The 23,598-nt window shown below is 71.0% G+C and carries 20 protein-coding genes; 11 read left to right on the top strand and 9 right to left on the bottom strand.

Annotation, left to right across the window (positions count from 1 at the left end):
* Positions 1-144: 144 nt before the first annotated feature.
* Entirely contained in the window at positions 145-762 is a 618-nt protein-coding gene (locus ACIRQH_RS27120) for a TetR/AcrR family transcriptional regulator (protein ID WP_404227218.1), read from the top strand.
* 174 nt (positions 763-936) lie between these two features.
* On the opposite strand, the gene ACIRQH_RS27115 is transcribed toward ACIRQH_RS27120, so the two are convergent.
* Positions 937-2,352 carry a cation:dicarboxylate symporter family transporter gene (locus ACIRQH_RS27115; protein ID WP_404227190.1) on the bottom strand — a complete coding sequence of 472 codons (1,416 nt, stop codon included), beginning with the start codon at positions 2,350-2,352 and terminating at the stop codon, positions 937-939.
* A gap of 232 nt (positions 2,353-2,584) precedes the next feature.
* On the opposite strand from ACIRQH_RS27115, the gene ACIRQH_RS27110 reads away from it, so the two are divergent.
* Together ACIRQH_RS27110 and ACIRQH_RS27105 are read left to right on the top strand one after the other, a co-directional pair.
* Complete coding sequence (locus ACIRQH_RS27110) at positions 2,585-4,366, top strand: ATP-binding protein (RefSeq protein WP_388866511.1); 1,782 nt, start codon at positions 2,585-2,587, stop codon at positions 4,364-4,366.
* A complete protein-coding gene (locus ACIRQH_RS27105; RefSeq protein WP_358819380.1) occupies positions 4,363-5,040 on the top strand; it encodes a response regulator in 678 nt (225 codons plus the stop codon). The genes ACIRQH_RS27110 and ACIRQH_RS27105 overlap by 4 nt, the downstream gene beginning before the upstream one ends.
* Before the next feature lie 48 nt (positions 5,041-5,088).
* Here the strand turns inward: ACIRQH_RS27105 and ACIRQH_RS27100 are convergent, their stop codons facing one another.
* From ACIRQH_RS27100 to ACIRQH_RS27090, 3 genes are read right to left on the bottom strand one after another with little or no spacing between them, the layout of a single operon-like run.
* On the bottom strand, positions 5,089-6,129 hold the full coding sequence (locus ACIRQH_RS27100; RefSeq protein ID WP_358819381.1) for an NAD(P)-dependent alcohol dehydrogenase: 1,041 nt from the start codon (positions 6,127-6,129) through the stop codon (positions 5,089-5,091).
* Positions 6,130-6,165: 36 nt separating this feature from the next.
* Entirely contained in the window at positions 6,166-6,957 is a 792-nt protein-coding gene (locus ACIRQH_RS27095; RefSeq protein ID WP_404227187.1) for an SDR family NAD(P)-dependent oxidoreductase, read from the bottom strand.
* Positions 6,958-6,965: 8 nt separating this feature from the next.
* On the bottom strand, positions 6,966-7,682 hold the full coding sequence (locus tag ACIRQH_RS27090) for a TetR/AcrR family transcriptional regulator (RefSeq protein WP_388866516.1): 717 nt from the start codon (positions 7,680-7,682) through the stop codon (positions 6,966-6,968).
* A gap of 275 nt (positions 7,683-7,957) precedes the next feature.
* On the opposite strand from ACIRQH_RS27090, the gene ACIRQH_RS27085 reads away from it, so the two are divergent.
* The 4 genes from ACIRQH_RS27085 to ACIRQH_RS27070 all read left to right on the top strand — a co-directional run bounded on the left by ACIRQH_RS27085 (position 7,958) and on the right by ACIRQH_RS27070 (position 11,933).
* A complete protein-coding gene (locus tag ACIRQH_RS27085) occupies positions 7,958-9,322 on the top strand; it encodes an extracellular solute-binding protein (protein ID WP_404227183.1) in 1,365 nt (454 codons plus the stop codon).
* 98 nt (positions 9,323-9,420) lie between these two features.
* Positions 9,421-10,254 (top strand): sugar ABC transporter permease, encoded by an 834-nt coding sequence (locus tag ACIRQH_RS27080; RefSeq protein WP_358819443.1) that lies wholly within the window; start codon positions 9,421-9,423, stop codon positions 10,252-10,254.
* A gap of 1 nt (position 10,255) precedes the next feature.
* Positions 10,256-11,110, top strand: a complete 855-nt coding sequence (locus ACIRQH_RS27075) for a carbohydrate ABC transporter permease (protein ID WP_388866521.1) — start codon at positions 10,256-10,258, stop codon at positions 11,108-11,110.
* 109 nt (positions 11,111-11,219) lie between these two features.
* Complete coding sequence (locus tag ACIRQH_RS27070) at positions 11,220-11,933, top strand: helix-turn-helix domain-containing protein (RefSeq protein ID WP_388867063.1); 714 nt, start codon at positions 11,220-11,222, stop codon at positions 11,931-11,933.
* A 112-nt stretch (positions 11,934-12,045) separates the two neighbouring features.
* On the opposite strand, the gene ACIRQH_RS27065 is transcribed toward ACIRQH_RS27070, so the two are convergent.
* Positions 12,046-13,071 (bottom strand): ATP-dependent 6-phosphofructokinase, encoded by a 1,026-nt coding sequence (locus ACIRQH_RS27065; protein WP_355875607.1) that lies wholly within the window; start codon positions 13,069-13,071, stop codon positions 12,046-12,048.
* A gap of 250 nt (positions 13,072-13,321) precedes the next feature.
* On the opposite strand from ACIRQH_RS27065, the gene pta reads away from it, so the two are divergent.
* From pta to pyk, 3 genes are all read left to right on the top strand, one after another.
* Positions 13,322-15,412 carry a phosphate acetyltransferase gene (gene pta, locus ACIRQH_RS27060; protein ID WP_358819386.1) on the top strand — a complete coding sequence of 697 codons (2,091 nt, stop codon included), beginning with the start codon at positions 13,322-13,324 and terminating at the stop codon, positions 15,410-15,412.
* A complete protein-coding gene (locus ACIRQH_RS27055) occupies positions 15,409-16,674 on the top strand; it encodes an acetate kinase (protein ID WP_388929749.1) in 1,266 nt (421 codons plus the stop codon). The genes pta and ACIRQH_RS27055 overlap by 4 nt, the downstream gene beginning before the upstream one ends.
* Before the next feature lie 96 nt (positions 16,675-16,770).
* Positions 16,771-18,201 carry a pyruvate kinase gene (gene pyk / locus ACIRQH_RS27050; protein WP_388929748.1) on the top strand — a complete coding sequence of 477 codons (1,431 nt, stop codon included), beginning with the start codon at positions 16,771-16,773 and terminating at the stop codon, positions 18,199-18,201.
* Positions 18,202-18,291: 90 nt separating this feature from the next.
* Here pyk and ACIRQH_RS27045 read toward each other — a convergent pair whose 3' ends face one another.
* The 4 genes from ACIRQH_RS27045 to ACIRQH_RS27030 all read right to left on the bottom strand — a co-directional run bounded on the left by ACIRQH_RS27045 (position 18,292) and on the right by ACIRQH_RS27030 (position 22,515).
* Positions 18,292-19,617 (bottom strand): hypothetical protein, encoded by a 1,326-nt coding sequence (locus ACIRQH_RS27045; protein WP_404227178.1) that lies wholly within the window; start codon positions 19,615-19,617, stop codon positions 18,292-18,294.
* Complete coding sequence (locus tag ACIRQH_RS27040) at positions 19,607-20,161, bottom strand: DUF6114 domain-containing protein (RefSeq protein WP_358819390.1); 555 nt, start codon at positions 20,159-20,161, stop codon at positions 19,607-19,609. Before ACIRQH_RS27040 ends, ACIRQH_RS27045 begins: the two co-directional genes overlap by 11 nt.
* Before the next feature lie 117 nt (positions 20,162-20,278).
* On the bottom strand, positions 20,279-20,911 hold the full coding sequence (locus ACIRQH_RS27035) for a DUF6230 family protein (protein ID WP_358819391.1): 633 nt from the start codon (positions 20,909-20,911) through the stop codon (positions 20,279-20,281).
* A gap of 617 nt (positions 20,912-21,528) precedes the next feature.
* Positions 21,529-22,515: a tetratricopeptide repeat protein gene (locus tag ACIRQH_RS27030; RefSeq protein ID WP_404227173.1), complete on the bottom strand. Its 987-nt coding sequence runs from the start codon at positions 22,513-22,515 to the stop codon at positions 21,529-21,531.
* A gap of 258 nt (positions 22,516-22,773) precedes the next feature.
* On the opposite strand from ACIRQH_RS27030, the gene ACIRQH_RS27025 reads away from it, so the two are divergent.
* On the top strand, positions 22,774-23,400 hold the full coding sequence (locus ACIRQH_RS27025; protein WP_358819393.1) for a TetR/AcrR family transcriptional regulator: 627 nt from the start codon (positions 22,774-22,776) through the stop codon (positions 23,398-23,400).
* Positions 23,401-23,598 lie beyond the last annotated feature (198 nt).

Genomic DNA, 23,598 nt, shown 5'->3' with positions numbered 1-23,598 from the left:
CGGGGATCGGCCCGCGCCGGGACTTGCACAGTGGCGTGCAATTACACAACCATGTGCAATGTACGAGGTTGCACAGTGCTGTGCAAATCAGGAGGTGGGGCCATGCCGACCGCACGACGTGAGGGCGCCCGGGAGCCGGGCAGAATGGCAGCCATGACCACGGGTAACCCGAGCCGCGCCGATGTGAACCGCCGCCGCATCCTGGATGTCGCGCTGGCCGAGCTGCTGCGCGACCCCGACGCGTCCATGGACCAGATCGCCCGGGCGGCGGGCGTCGTACGGCGCACGGTGTACGGGCACTTCCCCAGCCGGGAGGCGCTGGTCGGCACGCTGACCGACGAGGCGGTGGCGGCCGTGGCCGCGGCGCACGCGGCGGGCCGCGAGGGCGTCGCGGACCCGGCGGAGTCCCTGGCCCGCTCGACGCTCGCCGTCTGGGAGATCGCCGACCGCTACCGGCTGCTCGTCGCGCTCGCCCAGCGCAGCGTCACCATGCAGGGCATCCGCGAGCGGCTCACGCCGGTCCGCGAGGCCTGCGCGGAGATCCTCCGACGCGGCCTGGAGCAGGGCGTGTTCATGTCGCCGCTGCCGCCGCACGCGCTGGCGTACGTGCACGAGCAGACCCTGTTCGCCCTCATGGAGGCGGTGAACGACGGGCTGCTGGCAGCACAGGAGGCGGGCCGCTCCGCCACGGTCACCATGCTGGCCGCGGCGGGCGTACCCGCCTCACGCGCCACCGAGCTGGTGGCGAGGCTGAGCGACTGACGGGCCGGGGTCAGGGGTCCCGTCCCGTCCGTCACCCGGCCGGGAACCGGACGGCCGGGCCCGCGGGGGGGGTGCGGCCCGGCCGGCCGGCGTCCTGGTGGACCGGTGTGCGCCGGTCCGGGGGTGGTGCTGTCGGCTCCCGAGGTCCGGCGTGCGCCGGTCCGGTGGGGTGCTCTACGCCTTGGCCAGTTCCTTCTCGCCGCCCTGCTCCGGTACGTCCGGAGCGTCGGCGGCACCGGCCGTGCCGGACTCGTCGAGCAGGGTCTTCTCGTCGAAGGGCAGTCGCCCGGCGAGTACCTCGGCCACCCGCTCCTTGTCGATCTCGTTCGTCCAGGTGCCGATCAGGACCGTCGCCACGGCGTTGCCGGCGAAGTTGGTCAGCGCGCGCGCCTCGCTCATGAAGCGGTCGATACCGACGATCAGGCCGACCCCGTCCACCAGGGCGGGCTTGTGCGACTGGAGGCCGCCGGCCAGCGTGGCGAGGCCCGCGCCGCTGACGCCCGCGGCGCCCTTGGAGGCGACGAGGAGGAAGAGCAGCAGCGGAATCTGCTCCCCGATCGACATCGGCGTGCCCATCGCGTCGGCGATGTACAGCGACGCCATGGTCATGTAGATCATCGTGCCGTCGAGGTTGAAGGAGTAGCCGGTCGGGACGGTGATGCCGACGACCGACTTGCCGACGCCCAGGTGCTCCATCTTCGCGATGAGCCGCGGCAGGGCGGACTCGGAGGAGGACGTGGACAGGATGAGCAGGAACTCCCGGCCCAGGTACTTCAGGAAGGTGAGGATGTTCAGGCCCGTCACCACGCGCAGCACCGCGCCGAGCACGACGAACACGAAGAGGAAGCAGGTGGCGTAGAAGCCGAGCATCAGCACGGCGAGGCTCTTCAGCGCGTCGACGCCCGCGGACCCGGTGACGGCGGCGATGGCGCCGAACGCGCCGAGCGGGGCCGCCCACATGACCATCGCGAGGATGCGGAAGACGAGCCGCTGGATGTGCTCGATGCCGCGCAGGACGGGCTGCCCGGCCGACCCCATCGCCTGCAGGGCGAAGCCGGTGAGGAGCGCGACGAGCAGGGTCTGCAGGACCTGGCCCTCGGTGAACGCCGAGACCATGGTGGTCGGGATGATCGAGAGCACGAAGTCGACCGGCGGCAGCGCCTCCGCCGACACCTGGCCCTGGCCCGCTTCCTTGACCGCGTCGGTCATCGCGAGGCTGCTGCCCGGGTCCAGGATGTTGCCGACGACCAGGCCGATGGCGAGCGCGACCAGCGACATCACCAGGAAGTAGCCGAGGGCTATCCCGCCGACGGCGCCGACCTTGGCGGCCTTGCGCACCGAACCGATGCCCAGCACGATCGTGCAGAAGATGATCGGCGAGATCATCATCTTGATCAGGTTCACGAAGCCGGTGCCGATGGGCTTGAGCTCGACCGCGAAGTCGGGGGCGATCAGGCCCACGGCGATGCCGAGGATCACGGCGCCGATCACGGCGAGGTACAGATAGTGCGTGCGGTCCCGCTTGGCGGCGGGTGCGGCAGGTGCCGTCTGCGATGTGCTGGCCACGGCTGCCCTCCTTGACGACGTCATCGGCATCATCCGGCGTGCGGCTCACGTCCGGCGGTACCCGGCGTGCGGCTCACGTCCGGGGTCCGGGAGGCATGGGCTCCCGGGGGGATGAGGGGACTATCTCCCGGCGTGTGAGGGCGGTCACCCTTCCGTTCATTGAGTTCACGCCGCACCACCGGTCGATTTCCCGCCGCGCGGACCGCACGGGGCCTGCCCGGTGGAGCACCCGTCCGGGGAAGGCACACTGAACGGCATGCGCCTTCCCCGCGTCCCGCGACCCCGCAGCCTCGCCGGCCAGCTCTTCGGCATGCAGGCCGTGCTGATCGCGGTCCTCGTCGCCGGGTACGCGCTGTTCACCTACGTCAGCGACCGCAGCCAGGCCGAGGAGGCCGCGGGCCGGCAGGCGATGGCGGTCGCCCGCTCCGTCGCGGACGCCCCGTCGGTCCACCAGGCCATCGGCACCGCCCACCCGACGGAGCGGCTCCAGCCGTACGCCCTCCAGGTGCAGCGGGACACCGAGGTCGACTTCGTCACGATCATGGACCCGCGCGGCATCCGCTGGACGCATCCCGACGAGACCCAGATAGGCCGGCACTTCCTCGGGCACATCGGTCCGGCCCTCGCCGGCCGGTCCTTCACGGAGACGTACACGGGCAGCCTCGGCCCCTCCGTCCGCGCCGTCACCCCGATCCGGGTCGGCGGCGGGACCATCGGCCTGGTCAGCGCGGGAATCAAGGTCGAGGCGATCACCAAGCGCGTCCAGGACCAGGTCGCGGCGCTCATCGGGGTCGCGGCGGGCGCGCTGCTGCTCGGCGGCATCGGCACGTACGTCATCAACGCCCGGCTGCGCCGCTCCACCCACGGCATGAACGCGGGCGAGCTGAGCCGCATGCACGACTACCACCAGGCCGCGCTGCACGCGGTGCGCGAGGGGCTGCTCATGCTGGACGGGCAGTTCCGGGTGGCGCTGATGAACGACGGCGGCCGGGAACTGCTCGGCGTCACGGACGAGGTGGTCGGCCACTCGGTCGCCGACCTCGGGCTGCCTGCGCCGCTCACCGGCGCGCTGCTGTCGGCGGAGTCCCGCGTGGACGAGGTCCATCTGACGGACGCGCGGGTCCTCGTGGTGAACACCTCGCCGGTGACCGGCGGAGAACGCCGGGGCACCGTGGTCACCCTGCGCGACGTGACCGAACTGCAGGCGCTGACGGGCGAGTTGGACTCGGAGCGGGGTTTCACTCAGGCGCTGCGCTCACAGGCGCACGAGGCGGCGAACCGGCTGCACACGATGGTCTCGCTGATCGAGCTGGGCCGCGCCGAGGAGGCCGTCGACTTCGCCACCGCGGAGCTGGAGCTGGCGCAGACCCTGACCGACGAGGTGATCTCCGCGGTCAGTGAACCCGTCCTCGCCGCGCTGCTGCTGGGCAAGGCGGCACAGGCGAACGAGCGCGGCGTGGAGCTGGTGGTCTCCGAGGACAGCGGCATCGACGACGGGCTGCTCCCGGCCTCGCTCTCCGCCCGCGACCTGGTCACCGTCCTCGGCAACCTGATCGACAACGCGATGGACGCCGCGCAGGGCACGACCCGCGCCCGGGTCACGGTGACGGCGTTCACGGACGACGCCGTGCTCGTCCTGCGGGTCGCCGACACCGGGTCGGGGGTGGACCCGGCCCACGCCGAGCAGGTCTTCCAGCGCGGCTGGTCGACGAAACCGGCGGGCCCCGCGGGCCGCGGTCTCGGCCTGGCCCTGGTCCGCCAGACGGTCCTGCGCCACGCGGGCACCCTCACGGTCCGGGAAGCACCGGGCGGCGGAGCGCAGTTCGAGGCCCGCCTCCCGCTTCCGGCCGCGGCCATGGAAACGGACCGGCACTCGGCCTCGGGCACGGCGCCGGAGCCGGGCCCGGGAGCCGGCTCGGCGTCGGGGCGGCCGCCCGGGCCGGACCAGGAGCAGGGACAGGGCTCCGGAGCCGTGCCGCACCAGTTCGTTCACCCCGAGCGGCCGACGCGGTCCGCTCTGCACGGAGGCGACGTATGACCGATCCGATTCGGGTGCTCGTGGTCGAGGACGATCCCGTCGCCGCCGACGCGCATGTCATGTACGTGGGGCGGGTGCCCGGGTTCACCGCGGTGGGCAAGGCGCGCACGGGGGCCGAGGCGCGCCGCGCGCTGGACCGTACTCCGGTGGATCTGCTGCTGCTCGACCTGCATCTGCCGGACGTGCACGGGCTCCAGCTCGCCCGTTCGCTGCGGGCCGCCGGGTACCACGCCGACGTGATAGCGGTGACGTCCGCGCGCGACCTGGCGGTCGTGCGGGAGGGCGTGTCGCTCGGGGTCGTGCAGTACGTGCTGAAGCCGTTCACCTTCGCGACCCTGCGCGACCGCCTCGTCCGGTACGCCGAGTTCCGGGCCGCGGCCGGTGAGGCGAGCGGCCAGGACGAGGTGGACCGGGCGCTGGCGACCCTGCGGGCGCCGGGTCCGGCCGCGCTGCCCAAGGGGCTGAGCGCGCCGACTCTGGAGCGCGTGACCGTCACTCTCCGGGACTGTGCCGACGGTCTGACGGCGGCCAAGGTCGCCGAGGCCGTCGGCATCTCCCGGATCACGGCCCGCCGCTACCTGGAACACCTGGTGGAGGCGGGCCGGGCCGCCCGCGCCCCGCAGTACGGGACGGTGGGGCGGCCGGAGTTGCAGTACCGGTGGGTGAAGGGCTGAACGGCCAGGGCCTGTTCGACGGGCGGACCCCGCAGACCGGGGAGGCCGTCAGCCGTTCGGCAGGATCACGGCGCGGCCGTTGATCTTTCCGGCGTGCAGGCGCTCGTACGCGAGGGGCGCCTCGTCGAGCGAGTACGTCTCGGTGTGGACGGAGACGGCGCCGGCGCGGGCGAGGTCGAGGACCTCGATCAGCTCGCCGCGGGAGCCCCAGTAGGGCGCGGTGACGGACACCTCGAAGGGCAGCGAGCCGAACCCGACGGGCAGGGCGCCGCCGCCGATGCCGACGATGCTGATGTCGCCCTCGACGGCGGCGACGGCCCCGGCGGTGCGGACGGTCGGCTCGGCGCCGACGAAGTCGAACACGGCCTGGGCGCCGAGACCGCCGGTGAGTTCGCGGACCTTCGCGGCCGCTCCGGCGTCGGAGAGCACGGCCTCGTGCGCGCCCACCGTGCGGGCGAGCGCGAGCTTGTCCTCGCTGACGTCGAGGGCGATCACCCGGGCGGACGTCATCGCGCGCAGCAGCTGGATGGCGACGTGCCCGAGGCCGCCGGTGCCGATGACCACGGCGGTCGAGCCGGGCGTCAGCTTCGGCAGGGACCGCTTGATCGCGTGGTACGGGGTGAGGCCGGCGTCGGTGAGCGGCACGGCCGCGACCGGGTCGAGGCCGTCGGTGGGGACGAGGTGACGGGCGTCGTCGACGAGGAGGTACTCGGCCATCGCGCCGGGGGCGCCGAGTCCCGGCGGGCGGATGCCCAGCTCGTCGGCGCGCAGGCAGTAGTTCTCCTTGCCCTCCGCGCACTTGGCGCAGATGCCGCAGCCCCACGGGCCGTACACGGCGACCTCGTCGCCCACCGCGACCCCGCTCACGCCGTCACCGAGTGCGGCGACCGTGCCGGCGCCCTCGTGTCCGAGGGTCAGCGGCAGGGCGTACGGGAAGCTCTCGGCGGGCCAGCTCATGACCGCGATGTCCGAGTGACAGACACCGGCGGCGGTGACCTTCAACAGGACCTGTCCCGGGCCTGGTTCGGGATCGGGGACGGTGACCACCTCGGGGGCGGCGCCGATGGTGCGGTACTGGAGTGCCTTCATGTCGTTTCTACTCCTCTCGAACGGCTGGGGTGCGGCTCAGACGGCGGTGTAGGCGCCGTCGACCAGGTGGTAGCTGCCGTGGACGAAGGAGGCGCGCTCGGACAGCAGGAAGACGATCAGCTCGGCGACCTCCTCGGGGCGGCCGAGCCGTCCGGCCGGGTGGAGTCCGACGAGGCCGTCGTACTGGGCCCGGTCCATGCCCTGGAGCAGCGGCGTCTCGATGAAGCCGGGGCCGACCGCGTTGATCCGGATGCCCGAGGACGCGTACTCGGCGGCGGCCGTCTGCGTCAGTCCGACCACACCGTGCTTGGCGGCGACGTACGCGGAGGATCCGGCGGAACCGACCGAGCCGAGGATGGAGGAGACGTTCACGACGGCGCCGCCGCCGGCCGCCTGGAGGGCCGGGATCTCGTAGCGCAGCGAGTAGAAGACGCCGTCGAGGTTGGTGCGGACGACGCGGGCGTACGCGTCGATGTCGTACGCGCCGGTCGGGACGACCGGGCCGCCCACGCCGGCGTTGTTCACGGCGAGGTGGAGTCCGCCGAAGGTGTCGACGGCGAAGGCGACGGCGGCCTCGACCGACGCGGGCCGGGTGACGTCGACGGCGACGGCGGCGGCCTTGATCCCCTCGGCGCGCAGTTCGGCGGCGGCCTTCTCGGCGCCTTCCTCGTTGTGGTCGGCGATGACGACGGCGGCGCCGCCGAGGCCGAGCCGGCGGGCGGTGGCGAGGCCGATGCCGGAGGCGGCGCCGGTGACGAGGGCGGTGCGGCCGGAGAACTCGGTGGCGGCGTCGGTGAGGGCGGCGGGGGTGGAGGGGGTGGTGCTCATGGTGCTGATCACTTTCCTGATCCGGGGTGGGTGGCGTGGGAGGCGGCCAGCGCGGCCTCTCCCATCAGCGCGTCGTAGGCCTGCTCCACCAGGGAGGCCAGGTCGGCGGCGGCCGAGTCCGTGGGGGCCGTGGCGTCGCGCGCCCAGGCGCGCAGCGCGGCGGTGAGGACACCGGCGGCGGCGTCGACGACGACGGCCGGGCGCAGGTCCCGTACCTCGTCGGTGCCGAGCCGGGCGGCGATGATGCGGATCGACTCCTCCTGGGCGTCGACCCGGATGCGCTCGTAGGCGGCGAAGAGCGCGGGTTCGGTGTCCACCAGGGCGAACAGGCGGCGCATGTCGGGGCGCAGGTGCCGGGCCGGGTCCGTCTCGTCGGCGAGCCAGTCGGCGACGGCGCGACGGTAGGCGACGAGCGGCGGCTCGGCGGCGGGACGTGCGCGCAGGCAGGCGTTGATGCGGTCGCCGTCGCCGCGGACGAAGTCGAGGGCCGCGTCCTCCTTGCCGACGAAGTGGCGGCTGAAGGTGCGGCGGGTGACGTCGGCCCGGTCGGCCACGGCGGAGACGGTCACGTTCTCCAGCCCCTGGTCGAGGATCAGCTCGATCGCCGCCGTGGCGAGCGTGTCGCGGGTCCGGCGGGCCTTGCGCTGCCGCCGGTCCTCGACGTCCGCGCGGCCGGACGTGCCGCCCGGGGTCGCCTTCGGCTCCGTTGCCTCGATGTCTCCCATGCCGTCGACCGTACACCCGAAAATGTCCCATTGGGACATGAGACGCAGTGGGACATGAGTCTCAGGGGGACACCACGCCGGCAGTGATCATCGGGGAGCTCCGGGCCCCGGCCCGGGCCCGGCCGGAGCCCGGGACGGCTCTCGGCGGACAACAACGTTGTCATGTTGGTGACTTGGGCTGTTGCACGGCCATTGACCCCCGATCCGGTGCCCCCTTACGTTCACCGGCAGACAACTCGGCCCTCAATGACGTAGGCCAGTAGGAGGTCGTACCCGTGCGCCCCACCGCCGCTCCCGTACTTCTCGCCACGCTCCTCGCCGCGACGACCCTCACCGCGTGCGGGTCGGGATCGGGAAGCGATCCGGACACCGTGAAGGTGTCGTACAAGCAGTCCACGGACAACTCGGTCCGGGTGATGGACACCTACCTGGGCGAGATGAAGAAGCAGTTCGAGAAGGCGAACCCGGGGAAGAAGGTCGAACTCGTCCCCATCAAGGCCCCGGACTCCGAGTACTACACGAAGCTCCAGCAGATGCTGAGGTCGCCCAAGACGGCCCCCGACCTGGTCTACGAGGACACCTTCCTCATCAACTCGGACATCACCAGCGGGTACTTGAAGCCTCTCGACCCCTACCTGGACAAGTGGTCCGACTGGGGCCGGTTCATCGACACCGCGAAGGCGGCGGCCAAGGCGCAGGACGGGAAGACGTACGGCGTCCCGGACGGGACGGACACCCGCGGCCTCTGGTTCGACAAGGGCGTCTTCGCCAAGGCGGGCCTGCCCGCCGACTGGCAGCCGAAGACCTGGGACGACGTCCTCACCGCCGCCCGCACCATCAAGAAGAAGGTCCCCGACGTCACCCCGTTGAACGTCTACACCGGCAAACCCGCAGGTGAGGCGGCCACCATGCAGGGCTTCGAGATGCTGCTCTACGGGACCGGCGACGGCACGGCGGACCCGCTGTACGACACGTCGTCGAAGAAGTGGGTCGCCGGCAGCCAGGCCTTCAAGGACGCGCTGACGTTCGTGGAGACGGTGTACAAGGAGAAGCTCGGCCCCGACGTCACCGACGCCCTCGACCCGAACTTCGCCACGAGCGTCCGCGGCGACCTGCTGCCGGGCGGCAAGCTCGGTATCGACCTCGACGGCAGCTGGCTCCCGCAGGACTGGCTGAAGGGCTCCGGGCACGAGTGGCCCGAGTGGTCGCAGAAGCTCGGCCTCGCCCACATGCCCACCCAGCACGGCCAGGCTCCCGGCAAGGTCAGCATGTCCGGCGGCTGGACCTGGTCGATCCCCGCCAAGGCCGGCAACCCGGATCTGGCCTTCAAGTTCATCAAGACGATGCAGACGAAGGCGAACGCCCAGAAGTGGTACATCGCCAACTCCGGCATCGCGGTCCGCGAGGACGTCGCCGCCGACCCGGCGTACACACAGGCGCAGCCCGGCATCAAGTTCTTCACGGACCTCGTCGCGAGCACGCACTACCGGCCCGCCTACCCGGCGTACCCGAAGGTGTCGACCGCCATCCAGGAGGCGATGGAGAGTGTGACGACCGGGGACAGCTCCGTCGACAAGGCGGCGAGCACCTACGACGAGGAGCTGAAGTCGGCCACCGACGATCAGGTGACCCGCAAGTGAGCGTCACGACGAAGGCGGCGCTCCCCCCGCTCCGCCCGCCGGCCACGAAGGTCGCCTCCCCCCGCCGGGGAGGCCTCCTCCGCTCCGCCACCCGGGCCCTGCCCCTCACCCCCGCGGTCGTCCTGCTGCTCCTCTTCCTCGCCGGTCCGATCGCCTACTGCGCGTACATCGCCTTCACGGACCTGCAGTTGACGGGTCAGGCACACTCCTCGTTCGTCGGGTTCGACAACTTCCGGGAGGCTTTCCGGGACGACGCGTTCCTCAACGCCGTATGGCTGACGCTGGTGTTCACGGTGCTGTCGGCGCTGGTCGGGCAGAACACGCTGGGCCTCGCGCTCGCCGCGTTGATGCAGCGGGCCTCGAAACCGGTGCGCACGCTGGTCGGGGCGATCGTCATCACCGCCTGGGTGCTGCCCGAGGTGGTCGCGGGCTTCCTGCTCTACGCCTTCTTCCGCCGCGAGGGGACCCTGAACGCCATCCTGGACTGGCTCCATCTCCCGTCCCAGAACTGGATGTTCACGCTGCCGATCCTCGCGGTGTCGTTCGCGAACGTGTGGCGGGGAACGGCCTTCTCGATGCTGGTCTACTCGGCGGCCCTGAACGAGATCCCGAAGGAGATCACGGAGGCCGCGGAGGTGGACGGCGCGGGCGGCTGGCGGCGGATGTGGCACATCACGCTGCCCATGATCCGCCGCTCGATCGGCACCAACCTGATGCTCAACACCCTGCAGACGCTCTCGGTGTTCGGACTGATCTGGGTGATGACGCGGGGCGGGCCCGGCGACCGCAGCCAGACCCTTCCCCTGTTCATGTACGAACAGGCCTTCCAGAACAGCATGATCGGGTACGGGACGGCGGTCGCCCTGCTGCTCCTGGTGGTGGGCTCGCTGTTCTCGCTCGTGTACATGCGGCTGCTGCGGACGGAGGTGTGAGATGGCCGTCCTGACACGCGGCGCGAGGCCGAGGTCCCGCCGGTCGGCCCGGCGGCTGGCGGCGGACGCCGGACTCCTGGTGGTGGCTGCCGCGTTCGCGCTGCCGCTCGCGTGGGTGGTCCTGTCGTCGCTGGACGCGCACGCCGACCTCCGGGTGAAGATGCCGGACGGGGTGACGCTGTCGAACTTCGACGCCGTCATGACGCCGGACATCACCTTCACGCCCCTGCTGAACAGCCTGATCCTGTGCGGCGGCGGCACCCTTCTGACGGTGGTGTGCGCGGCGCTCGCCGCCTACCCGCTGTCCCGCTTCCGGTCCCGGCTGAACCGGCCCTTCCTGCTGACCGTCCTGTTCGCGACGAGCCTGCCGGTCACGGCGATCATGGTGCCGGTGTACGCGCTGTTCGTGCAGGTGAACCTCATCGACACCATGCAGGGCACGATCTTCTTCTTCGCCGCCTCCCAACTGCCGTTCGCCATCTGGCTGATGAAGAACTTCATGGACGGCGTCCCGAAGGAACTGGAGGAGGCGGCCTGGACGGACGGGGCGTCCTCCCTGCAGTCCCTGATCCGGATCGTGCTGCCCCTGATGGGCCCGGGGGTGGCGGTGGTGACGGTCTTCTCGTTCGTGATGATGTGGGGGAACTTCTTCGTCCCGTTCATGCTGCTGCTCACCCCGGACCAGATGCCGGCGTCGGTGAGCATCAACGAGTTCTTCGGCAACCGGGGCACGGTGGTCTACGGGCAGCTCGCGGCGTTCTCCGTCATCTACTCGACGCCCGTGATCCTGCTGTACGTCCTGGTGGCCCGGCGACTGGGCGGGGGGTTCGCGCTCGGCGGCGCCGTGAAGGGATGACGCTCGTCGGACCGCCCGCACGAGACACCGCGGCCGGAACCGTAGGTTCCTACGATCCGTGATTGTGGCCGAACAGACCGTAGTCAGCGCCGTCCGGGGCCCATACCTTGTGCGCGTGCACCGACCGCAGACCCAACAGCCCACCCCGCCCTTCAACGCCCTCGCCGCCCGCAGACTGCGGGCGGCGCTCGGCATGGGGCCCGAACACGTCGCCTACGGACTGCGAGCCTCCTACGGGCTGCCGTACGCGACGCCCGATCTCATCACCGCGTGGGAACGCGGCACCATGGCACCGAGCAGCCCGGAACTCACCGCCCTCGCAGGGGTGTTGTGGTGCTCACCGGGCGAACTCATCGGCGCCCCGCGCACGTTGCGCGAACACCGCGTCGCCCGCGACCTCGCCCAGGAGGATGTCGCGCGGGCCGTCGGACTCGAACTCCTCGCCTACCAGCGGATGGAGGACTCCGGCACCTGGCGCGGTACGGAACGCCAGTCGACCGCGCTCGCCGACGCGCTCGAACTGTCGCTGCCCGACTTCGTCACCGTGACGGGCCGCGACGGCAGACTCGCCGACCTGCTGCGCAGCGCGGTCACCACGCGCTGGCAGGCCTACGTGCGACCGGTCGCCAAGACCGTGCCCCTGGACCGGCAGCTCCTGGAGGACACACTGCAGGAGCTGCACACCGACTACCAGGGGCAGATGGTCGCCACGCTCAGCTGGAGCTCGGGGCCTGCCGCGGCCGACTCCGGCGAGTCCGGCCGGGACTACCTGGACCGGATCGTCGACCACTTCTGGTCGACGATCCGGGCGAACACGTACTGACGCCTCGGGACGACGGGCCGTGCGCCACGAGCCGCACCCGACGGTCCACGCGCCAAGGCCACAAGCCGTGCGCCACCCGCCCCGCGGGATCCGATCCGATCCCCGGCGGGGACTAGAACACCGACTCGGCCTCGTCCATGCGGTCCTTGGGGACCGTCTTCAGCTCGGTCGTCGCGTCCGCGAGCGGCACCATCTCGACGTCCGTGCCGCGCAGCGCGGTCATCCGGCCGAACGCGCCGCTGTGCGCGGCCTCCACGGCGTGCCAGCCGAAGCGCGTGGCGAGCACACGGTCGTACGCGGTCGGGGTGCCGCCGCGCTGGATGTGGCCGAGGATGACCGGCTTGGCCTCCTTGCCGAGACGGCGCTCCAGCTCGTACGCGAGGGCCGTGCCGATGCCCTGGAAGCGCTCGTGGCCGAACTGGTCGATCTCGCCGTGGCCGTAGTCCATGGCGCCCTCGACGGGGTGGGCACCCTCGGCGACACAGATGACGGCGAACCGCTTGCCGCGCGCGAACCGCTCCTCGACCATCGCGACCAGGTCGGAGGGGTCGAAGGGGCGCTCGGGCAGGCAGATGCCGTGCGCGCCGGCCGCCATGCCGGACTCCAGGGCGATCCAGCCGGCGTGCCGTCCCATGACCTCGACGACCATCACGCGCTGGTGCGATTCGGCGGTCGTCTTCAGCCGGTCCATGGCCTCGGTGGCGACACCGACGGCGGTGTCGAAGCCGAAGGTGCGGTCCGTCGCGGAGATGTCGTTGTCGATCGTCTTCGGCACGCCGACCACGGGCAGGCCCGCGTCCGACAGCATCCGCGCCGCGGTGAGGGTGCCCTCGCCGCCGATCGGGATGAGCACGTCGATGCCGAACTCGCGCGCCATGTCCTGAGCGTTCTCGCAGGCCTCGCGGAGCCGGTCGCGCTGCAGCCGGGAGGAGCCGAGGATAGTGCCGCCGCGGGCGAGGATGCCGCTGACCGCGTTGAGGTCGAGCGTGCGGTAGTGGCCGTCGAGAAGGCCGGCGTAGCCGTCCTCGAAGCCGATGACCTCGTCGCCGAAATTGGTGACCGCTCGGTGCACGACCGACCGGATCACTGCGTTCAGGCCAGGACAGTCGCCGCCTGCGGTGAGAACTCCGATGCGCATCGTGCTGTGTCTCCTGCTCGCTGCTGGTACGTGTGAGCCAGTCCGATTGTTCCACGCCCCGGGGGGCGCCGCCGATCCCCCCGGCCCGCCGGAGGCCTTACGGGCGCCCGGTCCGGCCCCACCAGGACGTTTGTCCTGGCGGGCGCCTTAGCCAGCGCCAGAGGTATTGTCAAGAGGGTTCTGCTCACGTTGGTGGGCCCCTTTGCGAGCCCAGCGCACCGCCTGGCGCCGAGACGGATGGAGAGCACGCGTGACGCGCAGCGTGTACGTGACCGGGATCGACCGCGGCGACGGCCGCCAGGTCGTCGAGCTGGGGGTCATGGAGCTCCTGACCCGCCAGGTCGACCGGGTGGGCGTCTTCCGTCCCCTCGTGCACGACGGTCCTGACCGCCTCTTCGAACTCCTGCGGGCCCGCTACCGCCTCGCGCAGGACCCGGCGACGGTCTACGGCATGGACTACCACGAGGCGTCCGCGCTCCAGGCCGAGCAGGGTACCGACGAGCTGGTGTCCACGCTCGTCGACCGCTTCCACCTCGTCGCCCGCGACTACGACGTCGTCCTCGTCCTCGGCACCGACTTCGCCGCCACCCAGCTCCCCGACGAGCTGGCGCTGAACGCCCGGCTGGCCAACGAGTTCGCCGCCTCCGTGATCCCGGTCGTCGGCGGCCGGGGCCAGACCGCCGAGTCGGTGCGCGCCGAGACCCGCAACGCGTACCGCGCGTACGACGGGCTCGGCTGCGACGTCCTCGCGATGGTCGTGAACCGGGTGGAGCCCGAGGTCCGGACGGAGATCGTGGAGCGGCTCGGTTCCCGCCTCCCGGTGCCCTGTTACGTCCTGCCCGACGAGCCCGCGCTGTCCGCGCCGACCGTCGCGCAGATCACCCAGGCGCTCGGCGGCGAGGTGCTCCTCGGCGACGACGCCGGTCTGTCGCGGGACGCCCTCGACTTCGTGTTCGGCGGCGCGATGCTGCCGAACTTCCTGCGGGCCCTGACCCCGGGATGCCTCGTCGTCACCCCCGGCGACCGCGCCGACCTGGTGATCGGCACACTCGCCGCGCACAGCGCCGGCACCCCGCCCGTAGCCGGCATCCTGCTCACCCTGAACGAGCGGCCCAGCGAGGACATCCTCACGCTCGCGGCGCGCCTCGCGCCCGGCACCCCGGTCGTCTCGGTGGCCGGGACCTCCTTCCCGACCGCGGCCGAGCTGTTCTCCCTGGAGGGCAAGCTGAACGCGGCGACGCCCCGCAAGGCGGAGACCGCGCTCGGCCTGTTCGAGCGGTACGTGGACACCTCGGACCTGCTGAAGCGGGTGTCCGCGCCGAGCAGCGACCGGCTCACCCCGATGATGTTCGAGCACAAGCTGCTGGAGCAGGCCCGCTCCGACAGGCGCCGCGTGGTGCTGCCCGAGGGCACCGAGGAGCGGGTCCTGCACGCCGCCGAGGTGCTGCTGCGGCGCGGTGTCTGCGATCTGACGCTGCTCGGCCCGGTCGACCAGATCCGTAAGAAGGCCGCCGACCTCGGCATCGACCTCAGCGCCACCCAGCTCATCGACCCGCAGACCTCCGAGCTGCGGGACTCCTTCGCCGAGAGGTACGCCGAGCTGCGCGCCCACAAGGGCGTCACCGTCGAGCTGGCGTACGACGTCGTCGCCGACGTCAACTACTTCGGCACGCTGATGGTGCAGCAGGGCCTCGCCGACGGCATGGTGTCGGGCGCCGTGCACTCGACGGCCGCGACCATCCGGCCCGCGTTCGAGATCATCAAGACCCGGCCGGATTCGAAGATCGTCTCGTCCGTCTTCTTCATGTGCCTGGCCGAGAAGGTCCTCGTCTACGGCGACTGCGCGGTGAACCCCGACCCCGACGCCGAGCAGCTGTGCGACATCGCCATCCAGTCAGCGGCCACCGCGGAGCAGTTCGGCGTGGAGCCGCGGATCGCGATGCTGTCGTACTCCACGGGCACCTCGGGCACGGGCGCCGACGTCGACAAGGTGCGCGAGGCGACGGACCTGGTGCGACTGCGCCGCGGCGACCTGCGGATCGAGGGACCGATCCAGTACGACGCCGCCGTGGAGCCGTCGGTCGCGGCGACCAAGCTGCCGGAGTCCGAGGTCGCGGGCCAGGCGTCCGTGCTGATCTTCCCGGACCTCAACACCGGCAACAACACCTACAAGGCCGTGCAGCGCTCCGCCGGCGCGATCGCCGTCGGCCCGGTGCTCCAGGGGCTGCGCAAGCCCGTCAACGACCTGTCGCGCGGCGCGCTCGTCCAGGACATCGTCAACACGGTCGCCATCACGGCGATCCAGGCCCAGACCCCCGACCAGAAGGCTCCCGCGCAGTGACTGCCGACCCGTCCCCCGCCCCCGCCCCGTCCGGCGAGGCGCGCCCGGCCTCCGCGGCCACGCGTGTCCTCGTCCTCAACTCCGGCTCCTCGTCGCTGAAGTACCAGCTCCTCGACATGCGCGGCAGCTCCCGGCTCGCCGTCGGCCTGGTGGAGCGCATCGGCGAGGGCACCTCGCTGCTCCGGCACACCGTGCCGGCCACGGGCGAGACCCGTGAGTCGGCGGGCGAGTTCGCCGACCACGAGGCCGCGCTGAAGGCGGTGTCCGCGGAGCTGGCGGCGGACGGGTTCGGCCTGGACTCCCGCGAACTCGCCGCGATCGGCCACCGGGTGGTGCACGGAGGCAGGACGTTCACGGAGCCGACCGTCGTCGACGACGCGGTCCTCGCGGAGATCGAGCGGCTGATCCCGGTGGCGCCGCTGCACAACCCGGCGAACCTCACCGGCATCCGCACCGCGATGGCACTGCGCCCCGACCTGCCGCAGGTCGCGGTCTTCGACACCGCGTTCCACACGACGATGCCGGAGTCCGCCGCGCGCTACGCGATCGACGTGCGGACCGCCGACGAGCACCGCATCCGCCGCTACGGCTTCCACGGCACCTCGCACGCGTACGTGTCGCGGGCGACGGCCGAACTGCTCGGCAGGGCGCCCGAGGAGGTCAACGTCATCGTGCTGCACCTCGGCAACGGCGCGTCGGCGTCGGCGGTCCGGGGCGGCCGCTGCGTGGACACCTCGATGGGCCTCACGCCGTTGGAGGGGCTGGTGATGGGAACCCGGTCGGGCGACGTGGATCCGGCCGTCATCTTCCATTTGAAGCGTGTTGGGAACATGTCCACGGACGAGATCGACACTCTTCTCAACAAGAAGAGCGGTCTGATCGGACTGTGTGGCGACAACGACATGCGGGAGATCCGCCGCCGTGTCGACGAGGGCGACGAGCAGGCGCGGCTCGCCTTCGACATCTACATCCACCGCCTGAAGAAGTACATCGGCGCCTACTACGCGGTGCTCGGCCGGGTGGACGCCGTCGCCTTCACCGCCGGGGTCGGCGAGAACGCGGCGCCGGTCCGGGAGGCCGCGATCGCGGGCCTGGAGGAGCTGGGGCTCGTGGTCGACGGTGACCTGAACGCCGTGCGCGGGGACGAATCGCGGCTCATTTCGCCGCCGTACGCGCGCGTCGCGGTCGCCGTGGTGCCGACGGACGAGGAACTGGAGATCGCCACACAGACGTATGCGCTGGTCGGAGAGGGTGCGGCCTGACCGGGCCGGAAAGCCACGCCTGAGCGGCCGTCCGCCCATTTGTATCTTCCGCCAGACGGAATATTCCGTAGCGAAACAAACCGATAGGATCGCCCCATGCGCCGTTCGAAAATCGTCTGTACTCTCGGCCCCGCGGTCGACTCCCACGAGAAGCTGGTCGCGCTGATCCAGGCCGGCATGAACGTGGCCCGATTCAACTTCAGCCACGGCACCCAGGCCGAGCACCAGGGCCGGTACGACCGGGTCCGGGCCGCAGCGGCCGAGACCGGCGTCGCCATCGGCGTGCTCGCCGACCTCCAGGGCCCGAAGATCCGCCTGGAGACCTTCGCCGAAGGCCCCGTCGAGCTGGTCCGCGGTGACGAGTTCGTCATCACGGCCGAGGACGTGCCGGGTGACAAGCACATCTGCGGCACGACCTACAAGGGTCTGCCCGGTGACGTCTCCAAGGGCGACCAGATCCTCATCAACGACGGCAACGTCGAACTGCGCGTCGTCGAGATCGACGGCCCCCGGGTCAAGACGGTCGTCATCGAGGGCGGCGTGATCTCCGACCACAAGGGCATCAACCTGCCCGGCGCGGCGGTGAACGTGCCGGCGCTGTCGGAGAAGGACGTCGAGGACCTGCGCTTCGCTCTGCGGATGGGCTGCGACATGGTCGCCCTGTCCTTCGTGCGTGACGCCGACGACGTGAACGACGTCCACAAGGTGATGGACGAGGAGGGCCGCCGGGTCCCCGTCATCGCCAAGGTGGAGAAGCCGCAGGCGGTCGAGAACATGGAGGGCGTCGTCGCGGCCTTCGACGCCGTCATGGTGGCCCGTGGCGACCTGGCCGTGGAGTACCCGCTGGAGAAGGTCCCGATGGTGCAGAAGCGCCTCGTGGAGCTGTGCCGCCGCAACGCCAAGCCGGTGATCGTCGCGACCCAGATGATGGAGTCGATGATCACCAACTCCCGTCCCACGCGCGCCGAGGCGTCCGACGTGGCGAACGCGATCCTGGACGGCGCGGACGCGGTCATGCTGTCCGCCGAGTCCAGCGTGGGCGCGTACCCGATCGAGACCGTGAAGACGATGTCGAAGATCGTCGTCGCGGCCGAGGAGGAGCTGCTCTCCAAGGGTCTGCAGCCGCTGGTCCCGGGCAAGAAGCCGCGCACGCAGGGTGGTTCGGTCGCCCGTGCCGCCTGCGAGATCGCCGACTTCCTCGGCGGCAAGGGCCTGGTGGCGTTCACGAAGTCCGGCGACACCGCGCGCCGGCTCTCCCGCTACCGCGCCGCGCAGCCGATCCTGGCGTTCACCACCGACGAGGGCACCCGCAACCAGCTGTCGCTGAGCTGGGGCGTCGAGTCGCACGTCGTGCCGTTCGTGAACAGCACCGACGAGATGGTCGAGCTGGTCGACCGCGAGCTGCAGAAGCTCAAGCGGTTCAACGAGGGCGACGTCGTCGTGATGACCGCCGGTTCGCCTCCCGGCGTCCCCGGCACCACCAACATGGTCCGGGTGCACCACCTGGGCGAGGTCGACCACGCCTGACCCCGCCGCCGTACGCCACTGAGGGCGCCCCCTGTCGGACAGGGGGCGCCCTCAGTGTGTTGCGCGGCTCCCGGACGGGCTCTGGACGACTCAGCCGGTCGTGTACTGGTGCAGTCCGGGGATGGTCAGAGTGCCGCCGAACTGGCCCGCCTGGACGACCGTCACCTTGGTGAAGTAGATCAGCGGGATGTTCAGCGGCGGAGGGTTGTCCGGGTCGAACGTGATCGGGATCAGACCGAGCAGGTTCCCGGAGATGCTCTCCGTGTACATGATCGTCTTGCCGTCGCGGATGGTGGACGTCGAGCCCTTGGCGGCCTGCACGTGGTAGGTCTTGCCGGCCTGCTTGTCGTCCACCGTCTGGTGCAGGTCCCCGATGTCGGTGCCGTCGGAGATGACGTACTTCAGCACCTTCTTGACGGTGCCGTCGGCGGTCTTCACCTTGACGACGCCCTGGTAGTCGGCGCCCTTGAGGAGCAGGGAGCTGGCGTTCAGGTGCCACGGGTCGTCGGGCAGGGTGACCGGGTTGTCGACGCCGCCCTCCTCGTCGGTGGCGACCGGGCAGTCCTTGGGGTCCGTCGTGGAGCTCGCGGAGGGGCTGGGCGTCACCCCGGCGTCCTCGGCGGCCTTCTTGACGGCGTCGGTGGTGTCCTTCGCCGCTTCTGAGGCCGTGTCGGTGGTGTCCTTGAGGGTGTCCTTGACCGTGTCGGTGACCTTGTCGGTCGTGTCCTTGACGGTGCCGGACGTGCTCGTGTCGCCGGACGAGGTGGTCGTGCCGGCCCCGTCGCCCTTGTCGCTCGCGGAGGCCGACGCGGAGGGCTCAGGGGTGGCGCTCTCCTTCTCGTCGGGCGTCAGGAGGTCCCCGAGGGCGTCACCGATGCCCAGGGGGTCGAGCGGGTTCTTCGTCTTCGACGCCGTGGGGGCCGGAGTGGCGGCGCTGTCGGCCGACTTGTCCGACGTGCTCGGTGCGGAGGACGAGGCGGAGGGGGCGGGTCCGGCCTTGTCGTCGGAACCTGAATCCGACGAAGAGGTCTTGCCCGAGTCCGTCGCGTCCGAGGACGCCGAGGGGGTCGGTGTGGCCGTGCCGGACGACTCGCTCGCACTGGCCGAGGGGGTGGGCGACGCCGATTCCGACGGGTCCTTCTTGTCGTCCTCGGAGCCCGTCACGGCCTCGACGCACGCCTGGTACTCGTCGGCCGTCAGGCTCTTGGCCGTGGAGTGGTCGTCCGCCTGGGCGAGCGTCGGCGTGAGCCCCATTCCCATGAGGACCGCCGTCGGCATCGCGGCTATGGCTATCGCCTTGCCCGCGGGCACGTGGAACCTGGTGAACAGCGGCTTCCTGGGGGCCGCGTGGCGCGGCCCGGTTCTCACACGGGACTCGTCCACCTCAGTCCCGTGGGTCACCTTGTCAGCCGGCACTGTGCCTCCCGTTCGCCCCGTTGCTCGGGCTCGTTCCTGACAGATCGTTCGGGTCGTCCACAGCGTTCGCGGCGGCGGGCGCGACAGGCTCGGCGTCCTTGACGGGGGCCGCCGGCACGCCGTACTCCTCGCCCGGCTCGCCCGGAACCCAGGAGACGGCCATGGCGCCTCCGATGAGGGCGAAGAAGAAGCCCACCAGGAAGCCGCCCAGGTTGGACACCGGGATGGACACCAGGGCGAGGAGGATCGCCGCGACTCCGGCGAACGTCCGGACGTGCTTCTGGAACCAGAGACTGATCCCGAGCACCACGAGGAGCACGCCGATGATGAGGGAACCGGCACCCGCGGTGGTGGACATCGCCAGCGTCAGATGCCCGAGCTGAAGCTTCGCGTACGGGAAATACGCGATGGGGACACCGCCGAGCACGATGAACAGGCCGGCCCAGAACGGGCGGTCGCCCCTCCACGTACGGAAGTTCCGCCGGAACACCTGGAGGTAGTGCTCGTCGTTCTGGCCGCGCGCGGCAGGAGTCTCGGCGCTCATGGAAAACAGCTCCCTGGAACGGCTTTGCTGTGAGAAGTTCGCATGTTCGCTCCGCCTAAGCGTGCGGAGCGGGGCGGGCGAAGCGGCCGAAGCCCCTGTCGCCCGCCCCAGGGGTGCCTAGTAGCACTCCTTGACGCCCTTGGCGACCGACATCTTCAGGCCGCTGAGCTTGAAGGTGCCCGCCGTGGTCGCCCACGCCGTCTGCCGCACCTTGGTCAGCGTCGCAGAGTCGGCCTGCTGGGCGAACCCGTAAGGGTTGGCCGCCTCGCCGCTCTTCAGGCCCGGACCCTTGGTGGCGTCCTTGGCCGCGACACCGATGTCGATGCCGCGGAACGTCGCGTTGGCCTCGAGGTCCTCGACGTCGATGTACAGGTTGTCCGCCTCGACCGGCGTGTCACCGCCGCCGGCCTTCAGCACGAGGCTGACGGAACCGAGCAGCGGGATGTCCGGGGTGACGACCGACTGGCACATGTTGGTGATCGTGGCGCTCTTGAACGCCGAGACCGCGACGGGGTGAGCCGTCTTCTTGCCGTCGAGGGTGTAACCCGAGTCGATGGCTCCGTACTGCGAGAAGCCCGTACCGTCGAGTCGGTCCGCCGATACCTTGAACGACTGACCGGAAACGCTGAACGACGCGGCGAGAGCGCCCTGCGCGAGGGCGACACCTATCGCTGCCGTGGCGGCCACCGAGGGCACCATCACGACCGCGAACCGCTTCCATCTGGTCCCGCCACGCACCTGGGACTCCATATTTCCTCCTTCTCGGACGTACATCTCCTGGCCCTGACTGCCCCTTTCGGCGGCTCAGCAGGGCAGGGATGGGAGAAGTGCTACGTCCTCGGGAAGGAGAGCGCCTGTACCCGGAGGTGCGACTGCACCCGAATCACCGGCGATCACCCCCGAGCGACAACCACTGGTCGCGCCTGACACCAATCACGCACAACCTGCTGGACAGGCTCCACCGGACGGCGGAGACCCCCCTGCCCAAGAGCCGGCAGCACGCCTCCGGCTCTACTCGGTGGGGACCCAGGGAATCCGCTGCCCCGACTGGTTGGCGGGGTGCGGGAATGGACCGAGCGTCGCCGATCGTGGTGCATTCTCGCCGCCCGCACAAGGGGGTTCGTTACTCGCTAGTAACGGCGGGATAACCGAAGGACGACCGGCCGGTGTCGGTCAGCGACTCAGTGTGCTCCCGAGGGGGGTGACACACTGGTTGATTGGCGGACGGAACCAGACAGTTCAACGCCCTGGACTTACTCGGAGTAACAGCGGCCGCGTTTACCAAGTTTTGGTAAAGCGCGGCCACTTGCTCCTCTGTCAGCCAATGTTTCACGCGGGCATCACAGGCCCTGACGTTTAGGGACTGGTCAGAACAGGGCCCTCGCGAGGGCCCTGCGCGCCGCGATCACGCGCGGGTCGTCGCCTCCGACGACCTCGAAGAGTTCGAGCAACCGCACCCGTACGGCGTCCCGGTCGTCGCCCGCCGTGCGGCGCACGGTGTCGACGAGCCGCCCGAAGGCGTCCTCGACATGACCGCCCACGAGGTCCAGGTCGGCGCCCGCGATCTGCGCGGCGGCGTCACCCGGCTTCTCGGCGGCGTCCTTGCGCACCTGCTGGGGGTCGAGGTCCTGCACCCGCTGGAGCAACTCCGCCTGCGCGAGTCCCAGTTTGGCCTCGGTGTTGGCCGGGTCGTCGCTCAGGACGTTCCGGTACGCCTGCACGGCACCGCCGAAGTCGCCCGCGTCCAGCGCCTGTACGGCGGCCTCCAACAGGGCGTCGTAGGGCCCCGCCGGCATCTCCGGAGCCTCGGGGGCCTCGGGGGCCTCGGCGGCGCCGCCCGCGTCGCCGTCGACCGTCAGGCCGGTCAGACCGAAGCGCTCCTCGGCGACCTGGACGAGCTGGTCCAGCGTCCCGCGGATCTGCGCCTCGGCGGCTGCTCCCTGGAAGAGCGGCAGCGCCTGGCCGGCGACCACTGCGAAAACGGCCGGGATCCCCTGGACCCCGAACTGCTGCATCAGCATCTGATTGGCGTCGACGTCGATCCTGGCGAGCAGGAACCGGCCGTTGTACTCGACGGCCAGCCGCTCCAGGACCGGGCTGAGCTGCTTGCAGGGCTCGCACCACTCGGCCCAGAAGTCGATGACGACGGGCACTTCGGTGGAACGCTGCAGGACGTCGCTCTCGAATCCCGCCTCGTCGACGTCGATGACGAGGCTCGCGGGAGTCACGGCCCCGCCGCCGCCCTGCCGGGCCGAGTCGGCGCGCGCCTGCTCCGCCTTCGCCTTGGCCTCCTGGGCCGACTTCACCGCGGCGAGGTCGACGACTCCGCTCATGGACATGTTCCGTGGCTGCATGAGTACATCCTCCCCCTTCCTCGCGCACGTGTGAAAAGCCGTCGGAAAAGCACACTGAAAGCCGGTCCCCGTCCGGCCCGTTCGGCGCCGGGTCCCCACCTGGCGCCCGGTGCGGTTGTCGCCGCGTTCGAGCTTTCGCTACGAGTCGTAGCGTAACTGTCCGGGGGTCCCCCTGTCCGCCGCCCCCCGGTGATCTCCCTCACGGCTTCACAGAACCGCCGGATATCGCCGGTGAGGCGGCCGGATATGGTCACTGACATGCACGGTCACCCCTCGGCCGCCCGGACGGGCCGCCCCCGCAGCGCCGCCGCGGACGCCGCGATCCTGGAGGCGACCCGTGCCGCCCTGGTCGAACTGGGCTGGTCCAAACTGACGTTGGGGGACGTGGCGACCCGCGCCGGCGTCGCCAAGACGACCCTCTACCGCCGCTGGGCGGGGAAGAACGAACTCGTCGTCGACGCCGTGGCCGTCCTCTTCGACGAGCTGGAGCTGCCCGACCGGGGCAGTCTGGCCGCCGACATCGAGGGCGTGGTGCTCCAGTTCGCGGCGATCCTGGACCGCCCTGAGGCGAAGACCGCGCTGATGGCGGTGGTGGCGGAGTCCACTCGCGACGAGCCGCTGCGCGAGCGCATCAGGACGTCCATCGTGGACCGGCAGAAACGGCTGGTCATGGAGGGCCGCGCCCGCGCGCAGGCCCGCGGCGAACTCCCCCCGGAGACCGACCCGGCCAGCGCATCCCGTACCGCCGACCTGATCTTCGACGTGGTGGCCGGAGCGGTCGTCCACCGCACCCTGGTCAGCGCGGAGCCGGCGGACGAGGAGTGGGTGCGCTCGTTCACCCGCGTCCTGCTCCTCGGCCTGACCGGGGCGACCGCGGAGGACTGAACCCGCGGGGCGCCGTCAAGGGCCCGCGTGTGCGGGCCGAGCCCCGGGGCCGCACACGAGCGGCGCCCCCGCCGACGTACGCCCCCGCGGGTCCCGCCCCACTCCTCGGTGGCACGAGGAGCGGGCCCGGGCGGGAAGGCCCGGAAGCGGGACGGACGGGGGCGTGCGGGCCGGCGGGGGCCGGGGACAGGGGCGTAC

This window comes from Streptomyces sp. NPDC102279 (assembly GCF_044766365.1).
Taxonomy (GTDB): Bacteria; Actinomycetota; Actinomycetes; order Streptomycetales; family Streptomycetaceae; genus Streptomyces.
Note: the sequence above shows the minus strand (reverse complement) of the source record. Positions and strands in the feature narration are given on the sequence as shown.